General features: G+C 41.7%; 17 protein-coding genes and 1 riboswitch. Of the genes, 9 read left to right on the top strand and 8 right to left on the bottom strand.

Going from position 1 to position 18415, the window contains the following annotated elements; translation table 11 throughout:
• Positions 1-73: 73 nt before the first annotated feature.
• Positions 74-766 (bottom strand): fimbrial biogenesis chaperone, encoded by a 693-nt coding sequence (locus tag GDK41_RS13100; RefSeq protein ID WP_152086826.1) that lies wholly within the window; start codon positions 764-766, stop codon positions 74-76.
• Between the two features lie 201 nt (positions 767-967).
• On the opposite strand from GDK41_RS13100, the gene GDK41_RS13095 reads away from it, so the two are divergent.
• A complete protein-coding gene (locus tag GDK41_RS13095; RefSeq protein ID WP_152086825.1) occupies positions 968-2260 on the top strand; it encodes a hypothetical protein in 1293 nt (430 codons plus the stop codon).
• A gap of 268 nt (positions 2261-2528) precedes the next feature.
• Here GDK41_RS13095 and GDK41_RS13090 read toward each other — a convergent pair whose 3' ends face one another.
• Both GDK41_RS13090 and GDK41_RS13085 read right to left on the bottom strand, forming a co-directional pair.
• Positions 2529-3827: a HAMP domain-containing sensor histidine kinase gene (locus GDK41_RS13090; RefSeq protein WP_152086824.1), complete on the bottom strand. Its 1299-nt coding sequence runs from the start codon at positions 3825-3827 to the stop codon at positions 2529-2531.
• The gene (locus GDK41_RS13085; protein ID WP_152086823.1) at positions 3824-4513 is read right to left on the bottom strand and encodes a response regulator transcription factor; all 690 of its coding nucleotides are present in this window, start codon (positions 4511-4513) and stop codon (positions 3824-3826) included. Before GDK41_RS13085 ends, GDK41_RS13090 begins: the two co-directional genes overlap by 4 nt.
• A gap of 231 nt (positions 4514-4744) precedes the next feature.
• Here GDK41_RS13085 and GDK41_RS13080 point away from each other — a divergent pair, with 231 nt between their 5' ends.
• The 4 genes from GDK41_RS13080 to GDK41_RS13060 all read left to right on the top strand — a co-directional run bounded on the left by GDK41_RS13080 (position 4745) and on the right by GDK41_RS13060 (position 7211).
• Positions 4745-5431, top strand: coding sequence for a DUF4386 family protein (locus GDK41_RS13080; protein ID WP_172971619.1), 687 nt, complete (start codon positions 4745-4747; stop codon positions 5429-5431).
• 9 nt (positions 5432-5440) lie between these two features.
• Complete coding sequence (locus tag GDK41_RS13075) at positions 5441-6121, top strand: hypothetical protein (protein ID WP_152086821.1); 681 nt, start codon at positions 5441-5443, stop codon at positions 6119-6121.
• A 75-nt stretch (positions 6122-6196) separates the two neighbouring features.
• Complete coding sequence (locus GDK41_RS13070) at positions 6197-6445, top strand: hypothetical protein (protein ID WP_152086820.1); 249 nt, start codon at positions 6197-6199, stop codon at positions 6443-6445.
• Positions 6446-6962: 517 nt separating this feature from the next.
• Positions 6963-7211: a DUF3297 family protein gene (locus GDK41_RS13060; protein WP_152086818.1), complete on the top strand. Its 249-nt coding sequence runs from the start codon at positions 6963-6965 to the stop codon at positions 7209-7211.
• Between the two features lie 121 nt (positions 7212-7332).
• Here the strand turns inward: GDK41_RS13060 and GDK41_RS13055 are convergent, their stop codons facing one another.
• The 4 genes from GDK41_RS13055 to GDK41_RS13040 form a co-directional block, all read right to left on the bottom strand.
• Positions 7333-8580, bottom strand: coding sequence for a sensor histidine kinase (locus tag GDK41_RS13055; protein ID WP_152086817.1), 1248 nt, complete (start codon positions 8578-8580; stop codon positions 7333-7335).
• Positions 8556-9245 carry a response regulator transcription factor gene (locus tag GDK41_RS13050; protein ID WP_197739488.1) on the bottom strand — a complete coding sequence of 230 codons (690 nt, stop codon included), beginning with the start codon at positions 9243-9245 and terminating at the stop codon, positions 8556-8558. The genes GDK41_RS13055 and GDK41_RS13050 overlap by 25 nt, the downstream gene beginning before the upstream one ends.
• 47 nt (positions 9246-9292) lie before the next feature.
• Positions 9293-10126 carry a MipA/OmpV family protein gene (locus GDK41_RS13045; RefSeq protein ID WP_152086815.1) on the bottom strand — a complete coding sequence of 278 codons (834 nt, stop codon included), beginning with the start codon at positions 10124-10126 and terminating at the stop codon, positions 9293-9295.
• A 76-nt stretch (positions 10127-10202) separates the two neighbouring features.
• On the bottom strand, positions 10203-11084 hold the full coding sequence (locus tag GDK41_RS13040) for a LysR family transcriptional regulator (RefSeq protein ID WP_152086814.1): 882 nt from the start codon (positions 11082-11084) through the stop codon (positions 10203-10205).
• A 104-nt stretch (positions 11085-11188) separates the two neighbouring features.
• Here GDK41_RS13040 and GDK41_RS13035 point away from each other — a divergent pair, with 104 nt between their 5' ends.
• Entirely contained in the window at positions 11189-11797 is a 609-nt protein-coding gene (locus GDK41_RS13035) for a LysE family translocator (RefSeq protein ID WP_152086813.1), read from the top strand.
• Positions 11798-11873: 76 nt separating this feature from the next.
• Here GDK41_RS13035 and GDK41_RS13030 read toward each other — a convergent pair whose 3' ends face one another.
• The gene (locus GDK41_RS13030) at positions 11874-13967 is read right to left on the bottom strand and encodes a zinc-dependent metalloprotease family protein (RefSeq protein WP_152086812.1); all 2094 of its coding nucleotides are present in this window, start codon (positions 13965-13967) and stop codon (positions 11874-11876) included.
• A 68-nt stretch (positions 13968-14035) separates the two neighbouring features.
• A riboswitch (cyclic di-GMP riboswitch) is annotated at positions 14036-14123 on the bottom strand.
• A 308-nt stretch (positions 14124-14431) separates the two neighbouring features.
• On the opposite strand from GDK41_RS13030, the gene GDK41_RS13025 reads away from it, so the two are divergent.
• The 3 genes from GDK41_RS13025 to GDK41_RS13015 all read left to right on the top strand — a co-directional run bounded on the left by GDK41_RS13025 (position 14432) and on the right by GDK41_RS13015 (position 18355).
• Positions 14432-16972, top strand: a complete 2541-nt coding sequence (locus tag GDK41_RS13025) for a sensor domain-containing protein (RefSeq protein ID WP_152086811.1) — start codon at positions 14432-14434, stop codon at positions 16970-16972.
• A gap of 147 nt (positions 16973-17119) precedes the next feature.
• A complete protein-coding gene (locus tag GDK41_RS13020; RefSeq protein ID WP_152086810.1) occupies positions 17120-17425 on the top strand; it encodes a hypothetical protein in 306 nt (101 codons plus the stop codon).
• Positions 17426-17497: 72 nt separating this feature from the next.
• Positions 17498-18355 (top strand): carboxylate/amino acid/amine transporter, encoded by an 858-nt coding sequence (locus tag GDK41_RS13015; protein ID WP_152086809.1) that lies wholly within the window; start codon positions 17498-17500, stop codon positions 18353-18355.
• The last annotated feature ends 60 nt before the right edge of the window (positions 18356-18415 follow it).

The raw sequence follows: 18415 nt of genomic DNA, 5'->3' as shown, positions 1-18415 counted from the left end.
AAGGAATGTCAAAAAGACACACAGCCACAATGCAGGCCTAAAGTGAGAGCCCAATGTTAACATCGCTTGATGGTTACTTTTTATCGAAAAGGTTGACTAAGGTCGCGCTTTTGGTTGGCTTGTCGGTCAATAAAGCTTTTAAATTAACGCTCATGGAATGCCCAGGCATAATGAAGCGGCCCGTGGTGACAGACTGGAACTGAGCCCAGTTCACAACGGTCTCTCCTTGGTGAAAATGGTATTCAAACTGTGATAGGTCTAATACACGTTTACCTTGGTTAGAGATGGTTAATTGGCAGTCATCCAACTGTACGCAATTTAAGCTTGTGTTTTGCACCGCATTAACCCCTTCGGGGCTGACAAACACCAGTGTTGCAAAGTTAAAAACCATTTTAACACCGGATTGCTGTTCGTCTTCTGGCAGTGGTAGCTGTTTGAAAACAATACGATATGAGTGAGTTTGCGCTAATTCTGGTGCACCCAAATATTTGGCGCGAAACACCTGGTAACCATTTGCTGGTACTTCGATTTGTGGCGGTAGAACAATGAAGTCTTCTTCTGCGCTTACCAACACTTCTTTTTGATTATCGTCAAAGGTACGCTTGTATACTTCTATTTCAATCGGTAATGGGCTGCTTCCTGGGTTTTGCAAGCGGTAGGTAACTAACGAGTCTTTACCATGCGACGCTAGGTCGACAATCATAGGCTGAACTTGATAGGCCATTGCAGGAAGTGACAAGCACAGTAGTAATAAAAGTTTACGCATCTGAACTCCAACTAGCAGGCGTGACTTACAATTTGGCTATACGATACCCTGACTTTTTGTTAATACAAGCGTAATTTTAAGTTATTGCGTTTGCTGGGTACTGAACTTAAATAAAGAGCTTTGTGCATATTGGCATAAAAAGCTAAAGGTTTTTAAAGCACTGTCGAAATAATAAGCACAGATAAGCATAAGGATATCATCATGCATATAAAAGCTGGGCAAACACCTATGCCCGTTTCTTTTGAATCTGCAAATTTAAAACCTCAAATACAGCAAGAGTATCAGATCCAAGTTGCGGGTGAACTAACCTATTCATCCTCGTCACTAAGCAGCGAGTCTGCGGTGTATGAGTGGCCAATGCGGGCTGAAAAATATCAAGTGATTAATTTTTCAAAGCCAGATGAACCACCGCAGTATCGCTATGGTGACTTGACGAGCGCAGAGGATATAGAGGCATTTCTGAGTCACCTAGACAGGCTAGACAAAGATCAAAGCCATATACTTAGCAACTATAAGCCATCAAAAGCGTTTTTGAATTTACTTGATAAAATGGGGGATGACACACTAAAGCAGTTTGTGGATGTGTTGTCTCGCTCTTTTAATTTAGACGGCATTTTTAGCGATAATGGCCAACGTGCGACTGAGCTTATCGATTTAATGAGCAAAATGTCTGAAGATGAAATACTCAACACGGTGAATACGTTAACTAAGTTAGCGGATCAGCAAGAGTCGTATAAAAATATAACGATTTCGGCTAGTACAATTAGTGGTCATGAAAGTCGGATTTACTCAGACGCCGCAGATTTTCATGAGCTGCTTATGCAAAAGTTCAATAATACGGATGTTACGCGTCAATACGTGGAGTTGCTTGCCAACCATCAGTATTCAAATGATGAAATGACAAATATCAACGCACATATTCAGCAAAGTACCTATGAGCAAAGTTTAGGCATCATTGATATGGCTAAAACGGTTAAGCGTAACGACAGGAGTGCGTTTATGCGTATGCTTAATAATGCTGATAAAGATAATGCAAATAACGTGTTTGCATTTGTTAGCCAACAAATCAATGTGGACCTTCATACCAGCGCCTATGAAAACGCAGAAGGTGGGGTCATATTGGTTTCAGACGCACTGCCGACGCAATCACAGCGCAGAGAATTTTATTCGCAGTTACTAACCACCTATGAGACGCGTGGCAGCGGTTGGCTTGAGCAAGTAGTTGAGCAAGTAAAAGATCGCCCACCGCAAATACAGCAGCAACTATTTGCATCAATGAATAACGATCTCGACCTAAAGCCTGAATTATACAATGGCGCGGATGCCGTGAACTTGTGGATGAAATTGAATTTACCAAGCATTTTGAAAGATTTTGAACAGCAACAAACTGAATTAATCCATAAGCGAGCACAGCAAAGTGGTTTTCCTGAAAAGCTAGGTAAGCTTACTTGGGTAAAACAAACAGATCTATTGTTTGAACAAACGCAAGGCTAGGGCGGGCATACATGCCCGGTCTTTAGCTAGCTTTGACATATTTCCGACTGAGATTTGATAATGCCTGCTGCTGTGAACTGAAAGTTAAAACTTAGATATATTAGCTTTTGATACAGCGCGGTAGGTCGGTATAAGCGAAGCGCCATCCGACGCTTTGACAGTGTTATACAATGGGCACCATATTCGGCCTTTAGCTAGCTTTGACGCACTTTCGACTGAGATTTGATAATGCCTGCTGCTGTGAACTGAAAGTTAAGACTCAGATATATTAGCTTTTGATACAGTCACCTGGCAGTGTTAGGCAAAAGCTGCATCCTTTATCGGCATTATTGCTTACAGTGAGCGAGCCATTGTGAGCCAGCGCTATTTTTTTACAAAGGTATAAACCAAGGCCGAGTCCTGAGGTTGAACGATGGCTGATACTGGTCACCTGAAAGAAAGGCTCAAATACTTTCTCTTGGAGGGCTTGGGCAATCCCCGGGCCTTGATCTGTAACATCAAATATTAGCGTTTCGTTGCGACGGGTGACGCGGATGCTTACGAGCGCGTTGCTCGGCGAGTGTTCTACTGCATTTTTAAGCAGATTGCGAAGCAAAAATTTGATTCGGCCAACATCAAGTCGCACAGCCAGCTCTGGCACCGTGTCCTGTAGCGTCACCCTGTCTTTTATAATGGGCTCTTGTAATAGCTCATCAATTAAAACGGGTAGATAATGTGAACTTACATCAAGTACGCTGTAGCCGCGTTTTAGCCGCTCACCTTCTAGCAGCTGCTCGATTAAATTATCCATTTGCGTAATGTCGTCACCTAAATCTTTCACAGTTTGATTTTCTGGTAACATGGCTAATGATACTTTCATTCGTGCCATCGGCGTTCTTAGCTCATGGCTGATAGCCAACAACAGTTCATTTTGCGCTTCAAATAATTGACTTAAGTTATGTGCCATAGCGTTTAAGCCTCGGGTGAGTTGAGAAAGTTCGGTTTTGGGGTGCTCAGTGATCCGATGATCTAGCTGTCCTTGGCTTAAAACATTGGCGCTGTTGATAGCATCTTTTATCGGTTTTATTAACTTTTTTAGTAGCAGGTAGCTGCTAACTAACACCACTACGGCAAAACACCACGGCCAATAAACTAGCCAATTTGGATAAACGATTAAATTGGCGATATTGGATGTGATAGCTGCCCAATTATTACCATTTTGCGCAAGCAAATAATACTTATGTTCGTGCTTGGCAAATAGCAGTTTTCCTATTGGTTGCGACGATTGTCTGAGCGTGTCAATAGTTGGGAATAGCTCTGCGCTGCTCCATCGATGCCCATCTACTGACACGAGCAGCTGAACTTTGTTAGCTTTAGCATCTCTAATGAGCTTTTCTTTGTTAATAGGGCTGACGGCAGTGCGACTTAGCATGTCGTGTAAGCTATCATGGCGCTCTAAAATAATATGCTTTGCGTCTTGCTCAGACAGACTAAAAACACCGAGCGTAATTGAGGTAGCCAACAAAACTGTTGTGACAGAAAACAGTAAAAACAATCGACCGAATAGGCCCAAATTAAATTGATTCATACGCGTTTGGCCACAAAGGTATAGCCTACCCCTCGTAACGTACGGATAAATCGAACTTGTTTAGGATCATCACCTAGTTTTTGTCGTAAACGGCTGACCAAAATATCAATTGATCGACTAAACACTTCGGCATCTATCCCTTTTAATACATTGAGTACCTGATCTCTGTCGAACACACTACCTGGGCTTTGTGCTAATAAAATAAGTAATCGAAATTCCATCCCCGTCAGTGGTACTTCTTGTTGATCAACAAGCACTTTGTGCTGATCTACAAAAATTTGCATGTTTTCAAAGTGCCAAACCTCTTGTTTTTTCTCGTCTTGGGGTTTTCGTCTTAATAAAACATGGACTCTGGCAACCAGTTCACGTGGCTCGAATGGTTTGGCTAGGTAATCGTCGGCGCCAATTTCTAAGCCCAGCACTTTATCTGATAACTCCCCTCTGGCTGTCAGCATGATAATGGGCAGTTGATGGGTCTCGCGTATTTTTTTACACAGTGTAAAGCCATCTATGTCAGGTAGCATTACATCCAGCAGTAACGCCTCCGGTGACAATTGCTCAAGCATTGTGAGCCCTTGCTCTGGGGTATGGGCTGCGAAAAGTTCAAGGCCATGATTGGCAAAGTAACTTGTCAAACGCTCACACAGAACTTGGTCATCATCGATTATCAGTATTTTTGCGTTCACTTAGCGCTCCAAAGGCGTATTTATCTTAGCTTCTTTTTCAGTCTTTCAAGGAATGGTGCTGAAAACAAGCGCCAATCTTCCATTGTTACACTTTGTTACTTTGCGTTGCACAACGGAAAAGAATCATCAATAGAGGACCTATAGCATGTTTCATCATGAAATAAGGTGGTGAGTCTGGCGCATGCAAATTCACCATAGTTTGATTATTGATTAATAAATATGGGAATTGCTATGCAAGATACAAAAAAAATCGCTAAATGGGTTGGGGCGCTGTTTTTAATTCAGTTGCTAGGTGGCATATGGTTAAACTTTTTTGCACTAAAACCTTTATCAGCGCCGGTGTCGGCACTTAGTGCTGACATGTTACATGCAATGGGCGGCATTGCGGTGCTGTTGATGCTTGTAATGAGTAGTTTTAACTTAATTATTGGCTTGATTAGTAGAGTGCTAAGCCCCAAAAATGGTGGCGGACTATTCTTAGCGGTCGTAGCATTATCAGCTATTAGCTTAACGTTAACGGCAATTGAGAGTATTAAACTTGCAGAATTTGTTTCTTGGTTGGCTTATTTAGTTGAAAACTCGATAACAGAGCCATCTTCCGTAGAGAGCTTATTTCGCCAAACTATTGCTCAAAGCAGAAACAGTGCGCATTTCATGGCTATTATGTTCTCAAGCATCAGCTTAACGTGCTACTACTTTTATTTACTTAGAGCCAAAGTGTTACCTAAACCGTTACTGATATTTGCTTTATTTGCCTGTGCTTTGCAAATGATAGCCGTGGGTCATAGTTTTTTTGATGCCCCCATTCCTGTTGTTATGCAGCTACCTTTGGCAGTGACGCAGTTAGCATTGCCTCTTTATTTACTTTTTAAAGGCTTTACGGTTGAGCCAAGTACTAAATACTCACAGCAACAATAAGGAGGAGTTATGGATTTATTTATTGCATTGCTGGCACTACACATTATTGGCGGAACAGTCGCGGTTATAAGTGGCGGCAGCGCTCAATTTTTTGCAAAGGGTAAGTTGGCACACAAGTATGTGGGACTGGCATTTATGGGGTCAATTTTGGTGTTAGGTGTAAGTGGGGCTATTGTAGCTGTGCTTAGAGATATCCCCTTGTCGTTATTCAATGGATTAATGATCAGTTACTTTGTGTTGTCTTCATATAATACGATTAAACAGCCCAGTAAATCGGTCAATGTATTTGATAAATGGTTGCTAGGTATTGTGCTTGTTCTTTTTGTCGGCTTTATGGTTGTTGGTTTTCAAGCGTTGACTTCAGCGCATGGTCAGATCGGTGGATTTGGCGCACCGGCCTATTTTATCTTTGGGGCGTGTGCACTCTTTTGTATAGTGGCTGATATTCGCTTTATAAAAGCCGGAGGCGTTGCAGGTAAAAGTCGTATAATTAGGCATTTATGGCGAATGTTCTTTCCTTTATTTATGTCTACTAGTGCGTTTTTCTTGGGCCAAGCTAAATTGTTTCCACAAGCATTTAGAAAAATAGAGCTACTTCTTGTGCCCGTGGTATTTGTGATGGTGTCAATGCTTGTTTGGTTGGTTATCGTTAAATTTGGTGAAAAATACACCGAACGAGTGTCGAGTTAATGCAGAGGTGTTTTATCTAAGTTAAGATCGCTGATATCCTTAATGGCTTTAGATAAATTGCAAAAGTAGTGCACTATGATTAACGATAATGAAGTGATCGATACCCTAGAAGAACTCGCATCTTTTTTACGCGCCGTTGAAAATGGTGGGCTTGGATTGGAAAATGCTGCGGGCGTTGCACTTGCCACAAACAATAGCGACGGCCGTCCCTTTGTTGCGGTACTAGATGACAAACATCAGCTTTTATTGGGACGTTGGGTGACTCAAGACGTGTTCGACAATGGTAAAGATATGGTGCAAAACGGTGTTAAAAATTCGCACTAAGTTCAGTGTCAACGCACAATACCAATCCGCAATAATACTCAATCCTTTTGAAGGATTAAACCTGATGACAGCTGCGTTAAAAATTGCTCATTTAGAACAACTAAATAACGAAATTTTTGCCTTGCTATCGACAAGGTTTTCTTGCTTCAAAATAGACCACTTAGTTAAGCGGATTGGTATAATACCAATTTTATTAATACATTGATCATTCTAGCGAGCTAAATAACTCATTAACTGCGTTAAATATTTCTCATGTAGAATAACTACATAGCGAAATATTTGCCTTGTTACTAAGCCATTTATCTGTCGCAATATCTGATCACCAATTTAATGCAATTGGTATAAATGGTTTTGAAAATAAGTAGCTGCACTTATGCGCAGCGAAGTATAAAGGCTTATTTTCCAAATACTGCTTTGTATATTAACGCGTGACATATAATCATGCCTCATTTTGTGTTGAGCAAGTTGGGAGTATTCCCTACAATAGCGCAAATTTATTTTTTGAAGAACTAAGACAATGACAGAGACAACTTCACGACCAGATATTCCAGATCAGCTTTCTATCAATCCTCGTAGTCGTTATTACAACGAAGCAGTGTTACAACACGAAATTGGCGTACGTATTAATGGCAAAGAGCGTAACGACGTAGAAGAGTATTGCATTAGCGAAGGTTGGATCAAAGTGGCTTCACCAAAAGCGTTAGATCGTCGCGGTCAACCATTATTATTGAAAACAAAAGGTACTGTAGAAGTATTCTATCGTTAATTTAATAGGAGCGCTTGCTCCTATGCCTCGCCTATAGCATTCATACATGCTGTGATAAGGCGTTATTTTTTGCACGCCTTAATACGCCAAGCGTAAACAACGTCGCCGTTGAGCTTACTCGTTAAACTAAAGTAATCGTTGCACTAAAGTGCGAGTCATTACTTTGGCAATTAAATTGCCAACCTTGTTGCTGACAAATGCGTTTCACAATTATTAATCCAAGCCCCATATTGTCGTGCGATGGTAAATTACCGTTATGTAAGCTTTTTTTGCTGTTCTTCACTTCAATGATTTGAGAGTCTGCAGTTATATTAATAGCTGCGTTGCAGCCATGCTGTATGGCATTTTTCACGAGGTTGGACAGCACCATCTCTAATTGAGCTTTAGGGTATTTTGTTGTGGTGCGAGATAAAGTTGTTACTTTAATAGTTTGTCGATTTGCTTTGGCTTTTTCGTGCCATAGCGCAACAACATGCTCAATAGCATGATTTGCCATGATGTCTTCAGTGTTTGTCTGAGTTTGCTCTCTTGATAGGCTCAACAGAGTTTCTATCACTTCTTCCATGTTGTTGGTTGCGCGCTCAATGCGGGCAATCGGTTTATACAAGGGATCAGCTGGCTTAACTTGTAACTTTAGTAGTTCAATTGCACCTTTGTTTATCATCACGGGTGTGCGCAACTCATGACTTGCAAAACAACTAAACTCTCGCTCCCTTTCAATAAATTCAGCAATGCGTTTGCTATACAAAAAGATGGTTGAGCTGAGTAAGCCTATTTCGTTGTCAGCGGGTTGTGTAAGTTGTATTGGTTTATCGGGTGTTGAAGTCTGTTCAGAAATGGCATTAATGAGTTGATGCATAGGTGCCAAAGAGCGCTTTAAAATAACTTGCATAAAAAGCAAAATTGCCAGCAGCAACACGGCAAAACCAATTAACAGCGTATGTAACAGCTGTTGCTCTAAGTGTTCGTCTAGTTCAAGCGCATGCACGTTATAAAAAAGATAAGCAATTCCTTGGTCGTATTGAATGATTGCATAGTGGTAATCAAGATCGTTTGGATGCTCAAGTTCATATGTCCCTGGCTCACTTTGGATCACGTAGTCACGTAAATTGGCAGGTATAGATTGCTTGTTTAAATAGAGATTATATTCTCTTGGCAGCTGCGAAAGGCTTTTGCTATTGGAAAAATCTAGCTGTGCCGCTTGTCTATTAAGCTGAGCTGAAAAAATATAGTCTTCAGTCATTTTGCTTGAGGCAAATAATATCAGCATGCAGATCATCGTGATCCCAATAAAACTAACTATGAAAGCTAACTTAACTCTTTGGCTTAAGTTTAAATTACGCATTACGCTGTCTCGCGCTGAATACATAGCTGATAACCTCGGCCATGGTGAGACACAATTGAGATGTCTTTACTACACGCAGCCAGTGCTTTGCGCAGGTTGTACATATGGCTACGTAAAATGTCATTGTCTGGTAATTCGTCTGCCCAAAGGCTGTGCTGTAAGTGTTGCTTTGTAACTACATTAGGAAACTGCAACGTGAGTAACCACATGATTTTAAAGGTGGTGGGGTTCAGCTTTAGGGAAGTGTTGTCTATTTCAGCGCGTTGTTGTTGCTGATCCAGCGTGATGCCTTGTACATGCAAAATATGTTGATAGCTTTTTTGGTGCCTTCTGATTAAAGAGGTCATTCGTGCGTGGAGTTCTTGCATTGCAAATGGTTTGACAACATAGTCATCTGCACCGCTGTCAAAGCCGGTCAATTTGTCTTCTAACGTGTCTTTGGCGGTGAGTACGATAATTGGTATATCAAGGAGCGCTTGTTCTCTAAGTCGCTTTATGGTGCTTAGTCCATCTAACTTGGGCATCATAATATCCATAATAATGATATCGTAACCTTGCTGTGCGACGAGTTCGATGGCCATCAGGCCATCGTAAGCAAAATCAACAATATGACCATGGATACACAAGTAGTCACTGATGTTTTCAGCAATATCAATATTATCTTCTACCAATAAGACTCTAAGAGACACTGTATTATCCTTGGGGTTAAGCTGCGATAGGTACATTGTGAGTGTTTCTAGAATTTATACACAATGGTTGCGCTAGCTTCAAGCTCAGTATCGCTTCCTGCTTTAAGTAAAGGGCTATCGGCTACCTTGGCGCTATACTTCTCATAATCCGCATTCATTGAAATAGACCAGTTAGGGGAGAGGCGATAAAGTGCTGCAACGCCAATACCAAAAGATTTTAAGCCCGAAGATAGGCGGTATTCCTTATATTTAGAGGTAGTAGCTTGCTTTGGTGTAATACCAAATTCAACCTGCATGTGCTCTGAGTTTGCAAAACTTAAGTCTGCATTTAGTTCAATCGTTAGATTCGCACTTTTGAGTAGCGTGTAGTGTGCTGTTGCAAAGCCAACGCTGCCTTTGGCAGGCTTACCACTTAAATAACTTTGCCCATATAAGCCAAAGTTAAGGGTATTACTAACATGCCAGTTAAAGCCACCGCCCAGTTCAATCGCACTTTCTGTGTTACCCATGCCATTGAGTGACTGATCAGAAGCGTCATCAATATCGCGGCCCTCTTCATGGTTTACCCAGCCTATTAAAGTTAGGTGCTCCGATTTTTGATAGAACAATTTGTTATTGAGTAAGTTTGATTGAAACTCCCAGTTTTTGGCGCGATATGCGGCTTCGAGGTAAAGGTCCGGCTCACTTGCACTCTCTTTTGAGCCGTGATATTCGGGTTCAATTTCCAGGCCAAGGCCTGCTGCAAATCGCCATCCTGTTGATTGATGATAAGGGGCTGTTGCACCGGCAATGCTAAGTGGTAATTTGGACAGATCAAGCTGGTCAGCGTGGGTGTTAAAAGTGGCGATGGTTAAAGCCATTGCAATAGATAGGCGTACCATTGGATTATCCTCTTATTAATAAATGATAGCCAAAGTGTGCCTGAGCAAATGTCACTAAATTGTCAATGCGTGTTCACTAATCAAAAGCGGGGCTTAGGTGGCTAAGTAAGGTTTTTACTAAACCCTGTTGTGGCACATTATTGGGCCACACCGCATATAAAGGAATGTCTTCGACTTGCCAATCAGGAAATAACTGCACGAGCTTTTGCTGTTCAATATAATCCTTCACAAGATAATCTGGTGGCGTGGCAATACCGACTCCTTGCAGGCAAAGCTCAGTCATGGCTTCAATGCTATTGACGGTAAAGTTGCTGTGGTAATGAATATGCTGAGTTTCTCCCGTTCCGTTTAATACGCTGCGCCGATGAGGCAACATGGCAAGGCTTATCCAGTTCCAATTCGCTAAGTCACTAATTTGCTCTGGGGGAGGTTGGGATTGAAAATACGCTTTAGAGCACACCATAAGGCGTTTAATAGCGCCAAAGCGCCGTGACTTTAGATTACTGCTTGGCATATCGCCGGCACGCAAGGCCAAGTCTACGCCTTCTGAAATGAGATCGCTGCGCTCATCTTTGTAATGCACATGAAGTGTTACATTGGGAAATTGCTTATTAAATTGCGCCAATTTTTGGCTAATGGGAGCTTTTATTAAGGCAGTGGGTAAACTAACTGTAAGCTTGCCTTTGAGCTGTTCATGACTTTGGTTAATCTCGCTTAAACCTGTCTGCGCCGCAGCGAGCATAGCTTGTGCATGTTGATAGAGCTTTTCGCCTTCATGCGTGAGCGAGAGTTGGCGTGTTGAGCGGTACAAAAGTGCCACACCTAACTTTTGCTCCAACCCACTGATTTGATAGCTCACAACTGAAGCTGAGAGTTGTAGCGATTTAGCTGCTGCTCGGAATGAACCGTGTTTGATTGTTTCTGCAAAGATTGCGAGCGCTCTTAATTCATCGATCATAAGAGATAGTTAATTATTTTAGGATAGTGACTTCTGATTGTGCTATCTAGTTTAATTAAAGTCTAGCGTCATACTATCTCTAACGTTTGTTTTGGGAGTATGCGGTGTCAGTTATATTTGCTATGAGCTTATTTGCTCTATCTATGTCTATTTCACCGGGGCCTGTGAATTTAATTACTTTGGCTTCGGGAACCAATCACGGTACTAAAAAGACAATGCCGTTTGTGTCAGGCGCCACGATTGGGTTTACTTTACTACTTTATTTATTGGGCCTGAGCTACTACCAGCTTATCGCACAACATAGTACGTTGTTAAACATATTGGGGGGGCTCGGTAACGCGTTTATTCTTTATATGGGTTATCAATTAATGGTAAGTCGTTCGCAGTTAAAAGTAGTGGCAGGGTCAAATCCTCGGTTTGCGCAGGGGTTTTTATTGCAATGGCTTAATCCCAAAGCATGGGGCGCTTGTATTGCTGGGGTTTCGGCCTTTGATTTATCTCAGTCTCACCAGCAGCTTTTACTGTTTGTATTTATTTACTTTATTGTGTGTTACTTGTCTATTACAGTTTGGGCGGTATTTGGCGATAAGCTCAGTCGCTTTTTAAACAACTCTCATCGGTTAAAGTTATTTAATTTTTTGATGGGAGGGAGTTTGATTCTGATAGCTCTATATCTCACAACGCAATTGCTTTTTAGTATAACGACGCGATGATACCTAGCATGACGCAAAAGAAAAAGCAGCCAATGGCTGCTTTTGGTTTGCTTATTTCTAAGGGAGATATGTCAGATCAGTTATTGCATTTTTTGCCTTTGCAAGGTTTATCAGGGCCACCACCATCAGAGCCTGTCACGCTCACAGTTACCCAGTTGGTCCACGAAGAGTTTGCCACATCATTGTTTGCTCGCACTCGGTATCGAAAGGTACCTGTGCCGCTGGCATCGGTATAAGACACACTATCAATATCTAATAAAGCAATGCTTTGGTTTGCTTGCCAACGGCCATTTTTATGCTGTGACTCTCTTTGTACTTCAAAGTTCAGCTCATTTGTGCTGTTATCTTGCCAGCTTAGCAGTACCGTACCATCTTGAGCGTTAACAGCATTTAAATGAGTAGGCTGAGCGGGGGGCTCAGGCTGTGGCGGCGCAGCTAAAGTGGTGGCACACAGATTGGCAGAGGCAAGCGTTGTGTTACCACTGATGTCTCTTGCTTTGACATTAAAGCAGTATTCAGTTTGCGGCGTGAGGCCTTGCGCTGTGAAGTTTACATCAGTTTGCCAGTTGCTACTTACACAGGGTGATGTGTTTTGGTTACAGCTAAATAAATAACTCACAACGGCGCCACTGTCATCTGTTGCGACAATTGATTGCATCGTAATTTGCGTGTCACTTACTGCTTGAGGCGCTTGAACAAAGCCCATAGGATTTGGGTCGGGCGCGGTGGTATCAGGTGTTGAAGGGACCACTTTACCTTGTAAGTAAAAATGCCCTTGGCTTGCGTAGTTACTTGCATAAGGCCCCGCAGCGCCATATATTTCAAGCGTGTGGAGTCCTTCTGCAAGATCAATTTGGATACTGGCATTGGTATCGTAAAGATCATTGCTGGTTGCTATGAGTGCCCCAGTGCTGTCGTACAGTTTCATGCCGATATCTAAATTGGCTCCTCGTTTGCTGCTGCGGGTAAAGGCATCCCATGCCGGTGTGGCGTAAAATTCAGCTGGGCCGGCACCTGAGTTAAATTGAAACCAGTCGCTGTCGCCTACTTGAATACTGCCTTTATTTTCTGCAATGATACTATCTGGGTCTATTTCACGGTTAGTGGCTGAAAAATGCCCAGTACTATCTACATATAGTGAGGTAGGGCTTGCTGCTTGCCCTGAAGTATCGGCGGAGCGCCCAAGCTTATCGTTGATAATCGCTATATCATCTTGGGTTTGACTGGCATCGGGGTATTCGCCCTTACTCCACTGTGTAACGTTTTTGTAGTAACCCACTCCCATAATGGGCGCCCAGCTACTGGGTTCGCCATCATTGCCCAGCCCGGTGTAATAGCTTTGTGTTGAAGTACCGTCATGACTCAACCCTAAGTTATGACCAAGTTCGTGAGAGCCTGCTTCTGCCATATATGGAGCAAAGCCGTTACCTAGTCGGTTGTAATAAACAAACGCAGGTTGATAATATGCATAATTGCTACGACCCCAAACGTTTACATAGGCAACGCCGCCAGCTCCTTGATGTGGCATGGCCGAGCCGGATGCATCGGTGTCTTTAGTAAACAAAACCCAACCTGTATTTGCGTTAAACTCCTCAGGAGCTTCGGTGGTCACATCAATATCAAATGCAGCGAAATCATCGGCCATACGGGTCCAAATTTCGTGAATACGCGCGCGTTCAGCATCATTAAAGGTTGTGGGGTCGCCATCTAAATCATAGGGCATTGCGTTGTAACTAGCACCACTTCCCCATGCCTTTGCACTGACTTGCCCACCATTAAAATCTAAGAATACTTTGTTGGGGGAGTTGGGGTTGCTGTGTAACTTGAATACATCAACGGCTGGCAGGGTATATTGTACATCGCTGATCACAGCAGGTTCTGTTAAACCCTCTTCAATATAGAAAAGCTCACCACTGTTATCAGCTTCCATTAGTAACATATCAAGGGCAGGCACCGCCAATTCTTGAAGTTGCACCAGCACTTTTTGTTGTGCATGGGGGGGCAGTTTTTTGAGGCTTTGTTTGAGCTTGCCCTCAGGTAAGTTTTCAATCGCTTGTACTGGTAATGTTGCTTTTGATGTGTCATTGGGGGTGGCGTTGGCCACAGAACCTAAAGCAAAGCTGATGCAACCATACAAGATGGCTTGCTTGCTTTTTGTTAATAACTTCATGTGTGTGCTCCAAATATAAACAACTTGGTCATTTGGAACGGAAAGATAGGCAGCACCTAATTGGCTGCGCTAGCAATCCCGCTATCATAGGACATGATGTCCCTTAGACCGGTGACTTTGCGCCCCATCCTTTCGAATGGTTTGCCCATAGTATCGGATTGAACCGACAACAAAACTCTAACAAATAATTGCTAAAAGTAAAATAATTTTCTAGCTTTGTGCAATAAGAGCATGACAGCTGATAAATATTTTCAAAAAATACCGTGTCTTTATTGTGAGTTAAGGTTAAAGCGCAATGACGAATACGTTATTTGCAGTACATTTGTTATGTTTATATTTAGTTTATATTTTAGTGACAGTGCCTAAGCCCTCTCCTATGCTCTAATAAGCTGTTTTTTTAAGCTAAAATAAGCTATACAGAGCTTCACATTAGAGGCTGAGCATGACTAGGGACACACAGCGCAATGCCATTTAAAGTAGATAACCGAATTATCAATATTGTTGATGCTAACCACGTGAGTTTATACAAACATTTGTTTCATATAAGTGAAGCGTTTGCCTGTGATTTATTATTCGTTGCTATAACAAGTGAAGATAAAAAGCACGCACGCTCTTTGCTCTCGGTTGTAAAGAATAAAAAAAGTGCAAACTTTGAATTTGAGTTAGCACAATTACCTAACAGTAAAAAAATGTGCCATGAAACGCTTGTATACAGCAGCCCTGCGGGCTTTAGCTTCTTATGTGACATAGCGCCTCAAGGCATAAAATTCGAGCGCTATATCAGTATACCGTTGCAGTTGGCCAACTTAGATGAAGTTGTGCTTGTGATAGGCTTATTTATCAGCCCACCGAGCAGTGCGTTTGACTTTCAACATACTGTGCAATTATTTGGTAGTTTGTTGCAAGAGAAGTTCGAACGTGCCGCTTACGAAACTAAGCTAAAGCTACAGCTAGGGTTGCTGCACGAAATGGGGTCTATATCTGACACGGGGGGGTGGGAATATGACATTGTTGCTCAAAAGCTCACTTGGTCGGATGAAGTCTATGATATATATGGTCTGCCTATAGATACTCCGCTTACCCCTGAAGTGGCGATTTCTTTTTATGATGGTGAGGATCAAGCTCATATTCAACGGGTATTTTCTGATGCCCTTGAAAGTGGTTTGCCATACAGTGTTGAGCTTAAGCTGGTGGCTGCTAATGGTGAAAAAAAGTGGGTGAAAACCACTGGCAAAATTGAATATAACGCCGAGAGAGTACCTTTACGTGTATATGGTGCGATAGAAGATGTAACCAAACAGCATAAACTTATTGCTGATATTACCTACAAAAACACACGATTGAAAAACATACTCGACAATTTAAATGACGCCGTGGTGACGATAAATCAAGCTGGTATTATCTTGCATGTTAACCTCGTTGCACAACAAATCTTTGGCTATTCTAAGCAAGAAATGGAAGGTCAGCCTGTAAGTATACTGATGCCGCCGCCTTACTCGGCAAAGCACCAACACTACATGAGTGAATATCTTACAACGGGAAAGGCCAAAATCATTGGTGTGGGGCGTCAACTTCCGGCTAAACGAAAAAATGGAGATGTATTTCAAATGGAATTGTCATTAACCCGGGTGGATTACGCCGATGATATTGAATTTATTGGGATCATTAGAGATATAACGGAGCGCATCGAAGCGCAAGACACGATATATAACTTGGCCTTTGTGGATGGGCTAACTGGGCTTAAAAATAAACTTTGGTTTGAAAAAGAATGCAAAGACATTTTAACTCGCGGACGTATTCAATCTCGTTTTATCTATGCGGCTATTATTGATATCGATAGCTTGTCTGAGTTTAATTTAAAATATGGCTTTAACGAGGGCAATAAAGCTATCAAAACCATTGCTGATAACTTGCATTCTCGTTTGGGGGAAGGTCCACATATTTATAAAGATGATGCGAACGCATTTATTGTGTTACATGTGAGTACGAAAGCTAAGTTTGACTCTCGTGAGTTTGATCATCTAAAAATTGAACAGCGCTTACTTGACCCAGATAACTTTTTAGTAAAGGTAAACGAGAATACGACTGCTCTGAGTGGATCAATTGGTAGCTGTATTTGTGATACCCGAACAAATACACTGGAGTCTATTTTAGATACGCTCAAATATGCCATTTTACAGGCAAAAGAAAGTAAACCATTTGGCAGGTACTTTGTTGATGAAGTAGGGATGATAACTTATCAGCGTATGAAACAAATTAATGCCTTACTTGAGAACATTGAGCAATCGGATGAGCTTATGTTAGTGCTTCAACCCCAGTTTGATAATCAAGGTCGCTGCATTGCCTCTGAAGCACTCGTGAGGTGGCAGCCAAAAACCTTGGGCCCAATTAGCCCCTCTGATTTTATTCCTTTGGCAGAAAAAAGCGACGCCATCATTAAAATTGGTGATTGGATGTTAACGAGAGTCTGTGAGTTGTTATCTAAATTACAGCAAAGTTCAATAGATACTCGCATCGCTGTCAATATCAGTGCTAAGCAAATTATGGCAGATGACTTTCATGCAAAGTTGTTAGCTGTAACTGAGCGTTACAAAGTGCAACCGCATCGACTGATGCTAGAGCTAACAGAAACCACCTTGGTCACCGATATTAAATTGGTTAAACGAGTTATGCACATGCTTAAAGCATCGGGCTTTAACTTCTCTATTGATGATTTTGGCACGGGATACTCAAGCTTAAGCTACTTAAAAGAGCTGCCTATTGCTGAGTTAAAAATAGACAAGTACTTTGTAGATGATATTTTAAGTGGCAATGACTCTGCAGGAAACATAGTGAAAGTCATAGTAGATATGGCAAGTGCCCTCAAGGTGGAGTGTGTTGCAGAAGGCGTTGAGACAAAAAAACAGCTGGATTTTTTAACTCAAGCAGGCTGTGACTTATATCAAGGTTATTATTTTTCTCGGCCATTACAAGTGCAGGATTGGCTTGATTTGCTGACAAAATAGTCGGTTAATCAGTAATGAATAGTATAAGCATAGCAATGTAATGTAACTTTTATAGAAACGGATTTATCGATGTGTAGAATGGCAAGCCGCTAACGCTGGGGCTATAAGTGAGGCATTATAGTGTCGAATATTTATTTAGGAGAGAATATGAACAGGGATGACATTGACAAGCACATGGATTACTTACGTTTGAATAAGATACATCAACTAGAAGCTGAATTTGAACGATTAAGACCAAGCCTTATCAGCTACTTCTTGCGTGCCTTGCTCGGTATATTTATGGTTGTTGGTATCATTGGGCTTTTCCCGCAGATAATGCAGCAGCCTGTTGCATACCTTTTACTATTTTTGATAGTACTGGTCGCCTTTGGCACCTATTATGAAAGTCACCGTGTTAATAAACGAATAGATGCATTGCATCAATTGTTGCTCAATGAGTCAAAACAGCCATGAGATAATATGTGCCGCTGTGGCGTAGTAGCCTTAGATTGTGTAGCATGCTGATTTTCGTTGTAGAGCAGTATTATGCTGTATTTAATCGTCGTCACCTTGGTTTGGGCGTTTTCGTTTAGTTTAATAGGTGTTTATCTGGCTGGCCAAGTCGATGCGTGGTTTAGTGTACTTACACGTATCGCTTTAGCCGCTTGTGTTTTTCTTCCACTGCTGAGAATCCCCCCAAATAATAAAGCGTTAGTGGTTAAGTTAATGTGTATCGGTGCCATTCAACTGGGGGTAATGTATGGCTTTTACTACCATTCATTTTTGTATCTGAGTGTGCCCGAAGTACTACTATTTACAGTAATGACGCCTTTATATATTACCTTATTAAATGACTTTTTGAGTCGGCATTTTAATGGTCGATTTTTGTTGGTTGCACTTGTGGCGGTGATTGGGGCTATCGCTATTCGTTATGAAGGCATTGATGGTCAATTTATTTTTGGCATGCTGTTGGTACAAGGGGCAAATTTGTGTTTTGCTACGGGGCAGGTGGCATATAAGCGTGTCATGCAAGATAGCAAACTTGCACAACACAGTGTGTTTGGTTGGTTTTTTATAGGCGCATTAATAGTTTCGCTTATTTGTTATATTTTATTTGGAAATAGTACGCGTTTGCCAACGAGTATAACTCAGTGGGGCATACTCGTGTATCTTGGCGTGATCGCTTCTGGGCTTGGCTATTTTGCTTGGAACAAAGGGGCCACACAAGTTGATGTGGGCGCTTTGGCTGTAATGAATAATATGCTTATTCCTGCTGGTATTATTGTTAATATACTAATTTGGAACCGAGATGCCGATATTTTAAGGCTAAGTATCGGTGGTGCAATCATTATGGTCGCACTTTGGCTTAATCATCGACTGCAAGATGTCTCTCACTCTGATTAAGTTTACGTTTTGATCGTTGTGTCGTACAAAAGCTGTTTAAAAGCTTGTGCACGACACAAG

It is taken from the genome of Pseudoalteromonas sp. A25, assembly GCF_009176705.1.
Lineage (GTDB): Bacteria > Pseudomonadota > Gammaproteobacteria > Enterobacterales > Alteromonadaceae > Pseudoalteromonas.
The sequence above is the reverse complement of the archived record's forward strand: the minus strand, read 5'-3'. Positions and strand labels throughout refer to the sequence as shown.

What these genes read in the sequence shown, in the direction of transcription:
- GDK41_RS13100 (WP_152086826.1), bottom strand. Translation starts at nt 766, where the DNA reads ATGCGTAAACTTTTATTACTACTGTGCTTGTCACTTCCTGCAATGGCC.
- GDK41_RS13095 (WP_152086825.1), top strand. Translation starts at nt 968, where the DNA reads ATGCATATAAAAGCTGGGCAAACACCTATGCCCGTTTCTTTTGAATCT.
- GDK41_RS13090 (WP_152086824.1), bottom strand. Translation starts at nt 3,827, where the DNA reads ATGAATCAATTTAATTTGGGCCTATTCGGTCGATTGTTTTTACTGTTT.
- GDK41_RS13080 (WP_172971619.1), top strand. Translation starts at nt 4,745, where the DNA reads ATGCAAGATACAAAAAAAATCGCTAAATGGGTTGGGGCGCTGTTTTTA.
- GDK41_RS13075 (WP_152086821.1), top strand. Translation starts at nt 5,441, where the DNA reads ATGGATTTATTTATTGCATTGCTGGCACTACACATTATTGGCGGAACA.
- GDK41_RS13070 (WP_152086820.1), top strand. Translation starts at nt 6,197, where the DNA reads ATGATTAACGATAATGAAGTGATCGATACCCTAGAAGAACTCGCATCT.
- GDK41_RS13060 (WP_152086818.1), top strand. Translation starts at nt 6,963, where the DNA reads ATGACAGAGACAACTTCACGACCAGATATTCCAGATCAGCTTTCTATC.
- GDK41_RS13055 (WP_152086817.1), bottom strand. Translation starts at nt 8,580, where the DNA reads ATGTATTCAGCGCGAGACAGCGTAATGCGTAATTTAAACTTAAGCCAA.
- GDK41_RS13045 (WP_152086815.1), bottom strand. Translation starts at nt 10,126, where the DNA reads ATGGTACGCCTATCTATTGCAATGGCTTTAACCATCGCCACTTTTAAC.
- GDK41_RS13040 (WP_152086814.1), bottom strand. Translation starts at nt 11,084, where the DNA reads ATGATCGATGAATTAAGAGCGCTCGCAATCTTTGCAGAAACAATCAAA.
- GDK41_RS13030 (WP_152086812.1), bottom strand. Translation starts at nt 13,967, where the DNA reads ATGAAGTTATTAACAAAAAGCAAGCAAGCCATCTTGTATGGTTGCATC.
- GDK41_RS13025 (WP_152086811.1), top strand. Translation starts at nt 14,432, where the DNA reads ATGCCATTTAAAGTAGATAACCGAATTATCAATATTGTTGATGCTAAC.
- GDK41_RS13020 (WP_152086810.1), top strand. Translation starts at nt 17,120, where the DNA reads ATGAACAGGGATGACATTGACAAGCACATGGATTACTTACGTTTGAAT.
- GDK41_RS13015 (WP_152086809.1), top strand. Translation starts at nt 17,498, where the DNA reads ATGCTGTATTTAATCGTCGTCACCTTGGTTTGGGCGTTTTCGTTTAGT.